Genomic DNA, 8,577 nt, shown 5'->3' with positions numbered 1-8,577 from the left:
AAGAAGTCCGGTGAGCGCGAAGTGCGCGAGATGGTTCACCCCGAAGTGCATCTCGACGCCGTCGAAGGTGTCCCACCGCGGAACGCCCATCAGGCCGGCGTTGTTCACGAGGACATCGATCCGTCCGTGATCGTCCAGAACTTGGCCTGCCGCAGCGCGAACGGATTCTAGGTTTCCCAGATCCACTCGCAGTTGCCGAATGATCGCGTCGGGCTGTGTCGCCTTGATGGCCGACGCCGCTGCGCTCATTCGTCCTGAGTGCCGGCAAGCCATGATCACGGTCATGCCGGCGGCGGCAAGCAGGCGAGCGGTGTGGTACCCCACGCCGGCGTTGGCGCCGGTGATGACGGCCACCTTGCCCCGCTGGTCCGGTGCTGGCGATGGGAGGCGAGCCGGGCCGTGGGCTGCTCTGCTGGCCCTGCGTGTGTTCGCCGCCCTGTCGTTCGGGGGTCGGCGGGAGGTCGTTGTCATGGTCATGACATCTCTTGGATCGGCCAGGTTGAGCATCGCAGTTGTCCCCCGATTCGTGTCGCCTCTCGTGGTGGAGGTGGCCCGGCCTCTGGGGCGGTTCAGAGGCCGGGCCCGCCGGCGAGTGACCTCCACGTACGCCGGCGCGGTGAAAGCTGCTGGGGCTACGGCTTGCGCAGGTTGGCGAGCGTCTCGTGAGTCATGCGGCCAAGCGCTTCCATGACGGCCTGGTCGTCGCTGCCGGACGGCAGAGCGTCCTGCGTCCAGCCCACCGTCAGGTACAAGTTGCCGTCGAGACAGGCAAGGCGCGGGCCGAGCAGACTATCCACATAGACGTAGCTGTCCTGGCATCCACTCGGTACCTGACGCAGCGCTTCTTCCTCCTGCGCCACCGCCTTCAACCCGTTGAACCGCACCTCCGCGTGGTCATTCACCTCAACCATCAGGTTGGCCACGCCCCTGGGGCCGAAACCGACAACGCATCCCTTCAGCGGGCCGTCCGTGGCGTCGCGGCGAGGGTCGGCAACGACACCGAGCAGCTCCTCCAGCGGAGCCACCACGAAGGCGTCGCACGGGCGCAGCTGCGAGCCGTACCGCCACGGAGTCACGCTCGGCCCGGGCGACGCAGTCGCCTCAGCGGCCGAGGTCAACCGCGCGGACGCTCCGCCCTCGGAATCCCGATTTCTACCGCAGCCGGTGGCCGCCAGAATGATCACCGCGACCACCATCAGGACCGTCGCGGTGACGACACCGAACGCGCGTCGCGTACCGGCCGGGGCTGGCGATTCGCCATGGCTCAACGGACAGCCTCCTTGCGCTCTAGGGTGATGCCGGCGGCATCACTGGAAGGGCTGGTAGCGGCACCCCGCTCATCGCGAACACGGACGTGGGACACAGCCAGGACTGCGCCAGCCAGGCAGGCCAGCGCCACCACGGCGATCGCGACGCTCGCGCCCAGCGGGGGCATGAGCACCGACACGACTGCGGTTCCACCGGCTCCACCAGCGAATCCCGAGAAGTAGGTCAGTCCGACAGCCGTTCCCCGCCGATCCGTACGCAAGGCGGCCAGCGCGACGGTCAGCATCGGTTGCCCCAGCGCGAAAACCGCTGACGAGATGACCGTCGACGTGATCACCAATGGGCCGACCGAGTCTGATGGCACTAACCCCACGATCACCAGCGCTCCAGCAGCCAGCAGCAGCGCCTTGGCCGACGACCGCTGCCGGAGGGCCAGGCCGTGGGACACGGCCACCCCCGCTACCGCACACAGCACCAGCACCACGCCGCTGTTCAGCGGCGTCCATCCGGCGTCGGCGAGCAGGTGTCCGTCGGCGAGCACCACGGCAAACCGCGCCCCGTAGATGCAGCCAGCCAGCAGGCACACCCGCCTGAACTGGGCCTCGCGCACCAGTGCGGCAGGCACGAACGCGTCGGGCCGGCGCCGCGCTCGAACCCACAGGGCGAGCCCGCTGGCGGCCGCACCTGCGGCCAGCGCCGATGCAGTCGTCAGCGTCAGCACCGCGATCTGCGTCAGCCCGACCGTGCACGTCGCGAACACCGTCAACAGTCCTGCTCCGACAGCGTCGAAGGCAGCCGACGGCCTCCCCCGCCGATGGTGGTGTCGCGTTATCCACGGGACCGCCAGCACCGACAGGACGGGCAAGACCACGGCCGCGCGCCACCCGATCACCTCCGTGGCGGCTCCACCCGCGAGCGTCGCCCCGGCCAGGAACGTCGCCATCACCGCGCCCAACGCCCTCGCCACCGCGCCGCGATGCTCGGCATCGACGTGAGCTGCGATGGTGAGCACCACGGTCACGACGGCAGACGATCCGACAGCCAGCACCACCCGGCCGGACACCACCGCCTCCGGTGTCGGTGCCAGCAGACACACCACCGTGCCGGCGAGCAACAGCACCGCGCCGATACGGAGACAGGCCCGTGTTCCCCAGCGTTCGGTCAACGGCCCGAACACCGCAGTACCGACGCCGAGAGCGATGGCGTACCCAGACAACAGCCACACCGTGCTGACCGAGCCAGAGACGTCCGGAATGTAGGGCACCGCGACCGCCGCCGCCATGATGCCGAACGTCACCGGCCCGTAGAGCGTCCCCAGCAGCACGCCTAGCCGGGCGGGACGAGCACCGGAACCACCGGGTGCACGGTTGGCGGTGATGCCGCCGGCATCACCGCCGGTCACGCCGTGCCCCAGACGGAGTTGAGGGCGCCCGGTTGAAAACAGGGATGTCCTTGACTTCTTTGAGGTAGGCGGTTCCCGAGGTGTAGCCGGTGCCCGCCTCGTTGCCCAGCATCCGCACCGCGAGCGAGTAGTGGGTGCGACGCCACCCTGTCAGCGCGGCCGCGAAGGACGCCATGCTCTCGACGAGTTGGTCCTCGACGACCGCTGCGAATCCAGCCCGCTCCAGCTTCCCCACCTGGGACTGCACCGTGGCCTGCCCGGACAGCGCCCGCATCCGCGCCTGCGGCGCGGACTGGAAGGCGACCGAGTGTAGCCGGGCCAGTTCCGGGCGGCGGCACAGCGACTCCACCAGCTTGTAGCTGTAGCTCTGGATGGCACTGGCGCCCTCGGTCCACCGACGGAAGTCGCGGAACGCCGCGACCTGCATGGTGGCCAGCAGCGAGAACAGGGGTGAGGCTTCCCGCAGGATCCCGGTCGCCGCATCCAGCCGCGCCCCGCCGTGCACAGCATGCCCGTCGCCGAGGAGTTGAATAACGCTGCACAGGTCCACCGCCACCAGCGCGAACGTCGCCTCCCACGACTGGAGGACTCGGAGGAACAGGTACTCGTCGTGCACCCGGGAGACGGGCAACATCGACAGGGCGACCGCCTGGCGTTCGTCCCGGTTGAGGAATTCCTCGACGGCCCGCCACAGACGATCCGGGCGAACATCGTCCACGGCACCCGCCTGTTCAAGGCCGAGGCGGGCAAGCGCGGGTTGAAGCACGCGCATGCCGAGCCTGAGCCGCTTACGTGTCAGGCCAGATGCCGGCCGGAACTCCGGCAGCGGCTGTCGCTGGTCCTCTGCGGCGGCGTGCTCGAACCTCAACACGTCTGCGATCAACGCCACGACCAGCCGGTCCCGGCATCGCAACGCCGCCGCCGCGTCCACGACGATGTCGCCGCGGTCGGCGTCCGGCAGGGGAAGCAGCTCCAGCGCCAGATACGTGCGGTAGTCGTAGCGGCCGTCGGCCTTGTCGAGCAGCACGTTCAAGAACGAGCGCAGGAGACGGCCGCCAGCGTCGGGCCCGGCGACGGAGTTGGTCACCTCCCTGGCCTGTCCCAGCACCTCCAGCATCTGCGGCGGTACGAAGTGCTTCCCGTGCTCCCGCACGCTGGCGACGACGTCTCGATACGGAAAGTCGTCGCTGCACCGCTGACCCGTCAGCCACCGCTGCACCGCGTCGACGCCGTTCATGCCACCACTCCCTGTCGATGAGACCGGCGGCGCTCTGCCGCCCGGGCGTCGGGGAACTCCCCCAACAGTCGGCATGCCGTCTCGACGTCCTCTGCGGTGGTGAAGGCGTGCATCGCGAGCCTGACCACCCGGCCTCGCGGTGCGACCGCGACGTGCCGGTCTGCCAGCCACCGCGTGATGGCCTCCGGTGCGGGGTGCAGGACCGCCAGATGGGCGCCGTGCTCCTCGGGAGTCGTCACGAACAGGCCTTGCCGCGTCACCAGCTCGCGGGCGAGCCGCGCCATCTGCGCCACGTGACGTCGAACCTGCCCCAAGTCCAGGTCGGCGATCAGCGACAGGGCCGCGTTGGCGGCGTACACCGCTGGCACCGCTGGCGTCCCGACCTGGAACCGGCGCGCGTCGTCCGGCCAGTCCACCAGGTGAGGATCGAACCGGTGAGGATCGCGACGACCCTGCCAGCCGGTCAGACCCGGTACGCGTCCACCACTGGCAGCGGCCTCATACAGAGCGACGACCCCCGGCAGCCCGAGGGCGTACTTGCCGAAGCCGGCCACGAGGTAGTCACAGTTCCACTGCCGCACATCAAGCGGCTCCACCCCGAACGCCTGGTAGGCGTCGACGAAGACCTCCGCACCGGCATGATGCGCCGCCTCGACGATGTCGCGCACCGGCAGGCGCTGACCGCTGCTGTAGGTGACCGCGGGCACCGACACCAGGGCTGTGCGGCCGTCGATCGCCCGCAGGTAGTCGGTGAGGCACACCCGGCCGTCTCGGTCGCCGACGAAGACCACCTCGGCCCCTCGCCGGCGCTGCGTCAGCCAGGCGTGGGCGACCCCGGGGAACTCGGCGCTGCACGTCACGATCCGAGACCGCGTCGTCCATCCCCGCGCAGAGCCCACCTGGTGCGCGGCCGTTGACGCGTCGGCCAGCAATCCGATCTGGTGCTCCTGGGCCCCGAGCAACGCCGCGACTCGATAGCGCAACTGCGTCACCTGATGCTCCCACGCCTGCCACGTCACCGCGGGGCTCTCCATCGCGGTGAGCATGGCCAGCAGGGACGACTCGACAACCGGTGACCGGGGCGCGTGACTGCAACTGGCCAAATGGACGCGTCCGGCCAACGACGGCAGTTCACGCCGCACCGCAGAGCAATCCATCGGTGTCCGGGCCATCACGCCATCTCCCGCAGCGACGTGGCGCTGGTTACGACGGCGGTACGGACCGCCCACAGGTCGGGGAAGTACCTGTGGGCGGTCAGCTTCGCCAGGGTCCCGACCGGCGTGCCCTGGGTGCCGAACCCGCCGTCGCCGACGAGCCGGGCCGCAAGGAGGTAGTGCCGCATCCGCCACAGCGCCACAGCCTCGTCCCAATCCACCATCCGCTCCGCCAGCCGGTAGATCGGCTGGTCGGCCCGCCACCGGCACAGCTGCTCCAGGGAGACTCCGCAGTGTTCGCAGAGATGCTCGAATGCCTTTGCCAGCTCTCGCCCGGCCCGCCCGATTCCCACCCAGCCCGGCGACTGCGCACCTGACCCCGTGCCCAGCCGAGGTCGCATGACGGCGAACGCCATCGGCGAGAGGTGCTCGAACATGTCGAGCTGGCCGGTCACTGTCCGGATCGCGTCGGCCGCTTGGTGAACGAGCAACTCCCCCGCGCCCACATCGCCCGAACGCAGGTGCCACGCCGCCTCCTGCGACGCCTCCACCGCCACGCGTAACCACAGCTCGGTGCTCTGGTGCGCCACCTGGAACAGCAACTCGTCACGATGAGCACGCTCGGGTGCCGGCACCTGAAGCCGCAGCAGCTCATCCACGCGCATGTACCGGCTGTAGGCGTTCACGTCCGTCGTTCCCACGTAGCCATCTGGCGGCGCGCTGGCAGGACCGCCGTCCTCGTCGTCCAGGCCGTCGGGCGGGCGAGGTGTCGTGTGCACGCCTCCGCTGTGCGAACTCTGAGGTGCCATCTTCAGTGCCCCCGTTGTCTTCGTGGTCGGCGTCAGGCTGATTGACGGACCAGCTGGTCAAAACCATGGAGCGTGAGCCAGGTTCCGCAGCTCCTGACCAGCACGAGCCGCGGCGTCCGCCCTGCGCCGGGCAAGCCACCGCGGAGCTTGTCCGCGACCGGGCAGCCACAGCAGCAGAACGCCGTGGGCCAAGACGGCGGCACCCACCACTGCGCGCGGTCCCGCCGCCATTCGGTCAGCCATGAGGAAAGGAAGTGCCACCGCCGTCACGACCGATCCGCCGGCCGCAGCACGTAGTCCGGCGAGGCTGCCCGACATGGGGAGGGACAGGCCCGCGACGACCGAGACGAGCGCCAGAGCGAGCAGGACGATGAGCACGCCGGCATCCAGTGCCATCGCGCCGAACGGCGTGTTCGCGTCCCAGCCAGCAGCCAGGTACACGGCCGCGTCGGCGAACACCGTGGAGCCGGCGCAACACACAACCGTGGCCAGGCGGACCGCTCTCGGTGCCGATTCGTGGGGGCGCATCGTCCTGTTGACGACGGGGCCTTGGTGCTCCGGCAAGGTTGCGCTCCCTCAAGGCTGGCATTCGGGCTCAAATTCGGTACGGTAATCACGCCTGAAACATGAATACGGTACCGGGACGGGAGATGTCAACACGATGAGGAGTGAGCACGTAGTGATGCCGCCGGCATCACCGGGCTCCGAGCGGCCAGGCAAGACGGCGAGCGCGCCGTGCGCTGGCGGTCGTCTCACGCCGTTCACCACCCTGCTGAGGGCCGCCCGGCACCGCCGACGAGCCGGCCCCATGGCTGGGCTTTCTGCCGACGGCCGCCGTGGGTAGCCGAACTGACCGCGACCGCAGCACGGTGACCCTGCCCGGAGGCCCGGAGCTGACGGTGTATGCGGCTTGTGCCGACGATCTGCCGGCCGTGATGGAACTGCATCAAACCTGCTCAGCGCGCAGCCGGCACTGGCGCTATCTGTCGGGTGCGGTGCCATCACCCGCCCGCCTGCGTCGGCTGCTGGAGCCGGCTCGCGGAGTGACCCTGCTTGCCGCTGCGGGCGACGGCGCGATGGCAGCTGTGGTGGCGATGGCGAACCTGATCGCCGAGGGAGACCAAGCTGAGGCAGCGCTGCTCGTTCGGGACGACTGGCAGCGGCACGGACTCGGTTCGACCCTGCTGGTCTGGTTGCTCGGGCTCGCCAGCAGTAGCGGCTACGCCGCGCTCGTGCTGCACATGCACGCGGAGAACACCCCGATGCTGCGCACGGTCAGGCGGCTCGATCGCGCGGCCCTGACCGAAAGGGACGGCGCCTTTCTCACCTTCACCGTGCCAGTGGTCGCCACCAGCCGAAGGCCGCCCTGGTGAGGCGGCGACCAACGCCCGTGCGGCTCTCCCGCCAAGCGGAGCCGACACAGCGACAGCCAGCATCAGGACCAGCAGGAACGGGCACGACGTGACCGAAGGCAGCCTGCCGGTGATGCCGCCGGCATCACGGCTTGATGATGAAGCGGCCTTCCGCACCCGTGCCGCGTCGCGGTCGCCCACGCCAGTGACGGCGGCCAGCAGCTGCCCAGCGCACGCGCCCGGCGGTCCCACCGACGGCCCGGCTCGGGTTCTCAGCGACGCCCACGCCTTTCTCACGCGCTACTTCCACGAGACAGGACGCGACGGCTTGCGGACTCGCCTGGCGCAGATGCGACGCGAGGTTGAGACCAGCGGCACGTGGTGGCAGACCACCGACGAGTTGGTGTTCGGGGCGAAGCTGGCGTGGCGTAACGCGGAACGGTGCATCGGACGCGCCCGTTGGAGCGCCCTGCGCGTGCGTGATCTCAGAGGGATCAACCGGGCCGATCAGATCCGCGGCGAGTTGGAGAACCACCTGGACCTGTCCACCAACGGCGGTGCCATCGTCCCGATGATGTCGGTCTTCTCCCCAGCGTCAGCCGACATGCCTGCCGTGCGGATCCGCAACTCGCAGCTGATCCGGTACGCAGGATGGACCACCGCAGCCGGCGAGGTGACCGGAGATCCCGCTCAGGCGCGATTCACCGATCAAGCCATACAACTGGGTTGGCGAGGACCGTCGAACCGGACCCGGTTCGACGTGCTGCCCTGGATCATCGACGGCATTGACGTCGGCCGGGCGCTGTTCGCCGTCCCTGCCTCCTGCGTCTTGGAGGTGGAACTGCGCCACCCGCAGCATCCCTGGTTCGCGCTGTTGGGACTGCGCTGGCCGGCGCTGCCCGCGATCAGCGACATGACCTTAAGGGTGGGCGGGGTCATCTATCCCTGCGCGCCGTTCAGCGGCAGTTACATGGCCTCCGAGATCGCCAGTCGCAACCTCGCCGACCCGGCGCGCTACCACCAGCTGCCCGCAGTGGCGCGCGGGCTGGGCCTTGACACGCGACGAGACCGGCTGTGGCGGGACAAGGCGCTCCTCATGCTCAACGAGGCGGTCCTGCACAGCTTCCTCGCCGCCGGGGTCCGCATCACCGATCACCATCGGGAAAGCATCTCCTTCGCGCGGTTCACCGACCGGGAAGAAGCCGCAGGGCGGCCGGTCTACGGGGACTGGTCGTGGCTCAACAGCTACCCCATGACTCCGCAGGACCCGAGCTGGGGCCGCTACTACGCATCACCCTCGCCGCAAGATCCCGGGCTGCACCCCTCTCCACCGGTGAAGCCGTGATCGGACCATGAC

9 protein-coding genes are annotated in these 8,577 nt (G+C 69.4%); 2 read left to right on the top strand and 7 right to left on the bottom strand.

Features of this window, described 5'->3' with window-relative positions; genetic code table 11:
• The 7 genes from ACN27D_RS35775 to ACN27D_RS35745 all read right to left on the bottom strand — a co-directional run.
• The coding region (locus ACN27D_RS35775) for an SDR family NAD(P)-dependent oxidoreductase (RefSeq protein ID WP_421501240.1) at positions 1-354 on the bottom strand (354 nt) is incomplete at its 3' end.
• A gap of 278 nt (positions 355-632) precedes the next feature.
• Positions 633-1,268 carry a hypothetical protein gene (locus tag ACN27D_RS35770; protein ID WP_152748225.1) on the bottom strand — a complete coding sequence of 212 codons (636 nt, stop codon included), beginning with the start codon at positions 1,266-1,268 and terminating at the stop codon, positions 633-635.
• Entirely contained in the window at positions 1,265-2,668 is a 1,404-nt protein-coding gene (locus tag ACN27D_RS35765) for an MFS transporter (RefSeq protein ID WP_152748224.1), read from the bottom strand. Before ACN27D_RS35765 ends, ACN27D_RS35770 begins: the two co-directional genes overlap by 4 nt.
• Positions 2,655-3,905 carry a tryptophan 2,3-dioxygenase family protein gene (locus ACN27D_RS35760; RefSeq protein ID WP_047891578.1) on the bottom strand — a complete coding sequence of 417 codons (1,251 nt, stop codon included), beginning with the start codon at positions 3,903-3,905 and terminating at the stop codon, positions 2,655-2,657. Before ACN27D_RS35760 ends, ACN27D_RS35765 begins: the two co-directional genes overlap by 14 nt.
• A complete protein-coding gene (locus ACN27D_RS35755; RefSeq protein WP_396849546.1) occupies positions 3,902-4,939 on the bottom strand; it encodes an aminotransferase class V-fold PLP-dependent enzyme in 1,038 nt (345 codons plus the stop codon). The genes ACN27D_RS35760 and ACN27D_RS35755 overlap by 4 nt, the downstream gene beginning before the upstream one ends.
• Before the next feature lie 137 nt (positions 4,940-5,076).
• Positions 5,077-5,838 carry a tryptophan 2,3-dioxygenase family protein gene (locus ACN27D_RS35750; protein ID WP_235437427.1) on the bottom strand — a complete coding sequence of 254 codons (762 nt, stop codon included), beginning with the start codon at positions 5,836-5,838 and terminating at the stop codon, positions 5,077-5,079.
• An 87-nt stretch (positions 5,839-5,925) separates the two neighbouring features.
• Positions 5,926-6,327: a hypothetical protein gene (locus ACN27D_RS35745; protein ID WP_152748223.1), complete on the bottom strand. Its 402-nt coding sequence runs from the start codon at positions 6,325-6,327 to the stop codon at positions 5,926-5,928.
• Between the two features lie 410 nt (positions 6,328-6,737).
• On the opposite strand from ACN27D_RS35745, the gene ACN27D_RS35740 reads away from it, so the two are divergent.
• Positions 6,738-7,241: a GNAT family N-acetyltransferase gene (locus tag ACN27D_RS35740; RefSeq protein WP_235437426.1), complete on the top strand. Its 504-nt coding sequence runs from the start codon at positions 6,738-6,740 to the stop codon at positions 7,239-7,241.
• A gap of 88 nt (positions 7,242-7,329) precedes the next feature.
• The gene (locus ACN27D_RS35735) at positions 7,330-8,565 is read left to right on the top strand and encodes a nitric oxide synthase oxygenase (RefSeq protein WP_278091387.1); all 1,236 of its coding nucleotides are present in this window, start codon (positions 7,330-7,332) and stop codon (positions 8,563-8,565) included.
• Positions 8,566-8,577: the final 12 nt, after the last annotated feature.

It is taken from the genome of Micromonospora sp. WMMD1274, assembly GCF_049179035.1.
Taxonomy (GTDB): Bacteria; Actinomycetota; Actinomycetes; order Mycobacteriales; family Micromonosporaceae; genus Micromonospora; species Micromonospora tulbaghiae.
Note: the sequence above shows the minus strand (reverse complement) of the source record. Positions and strands in the feature narration are given on the sequence as shown.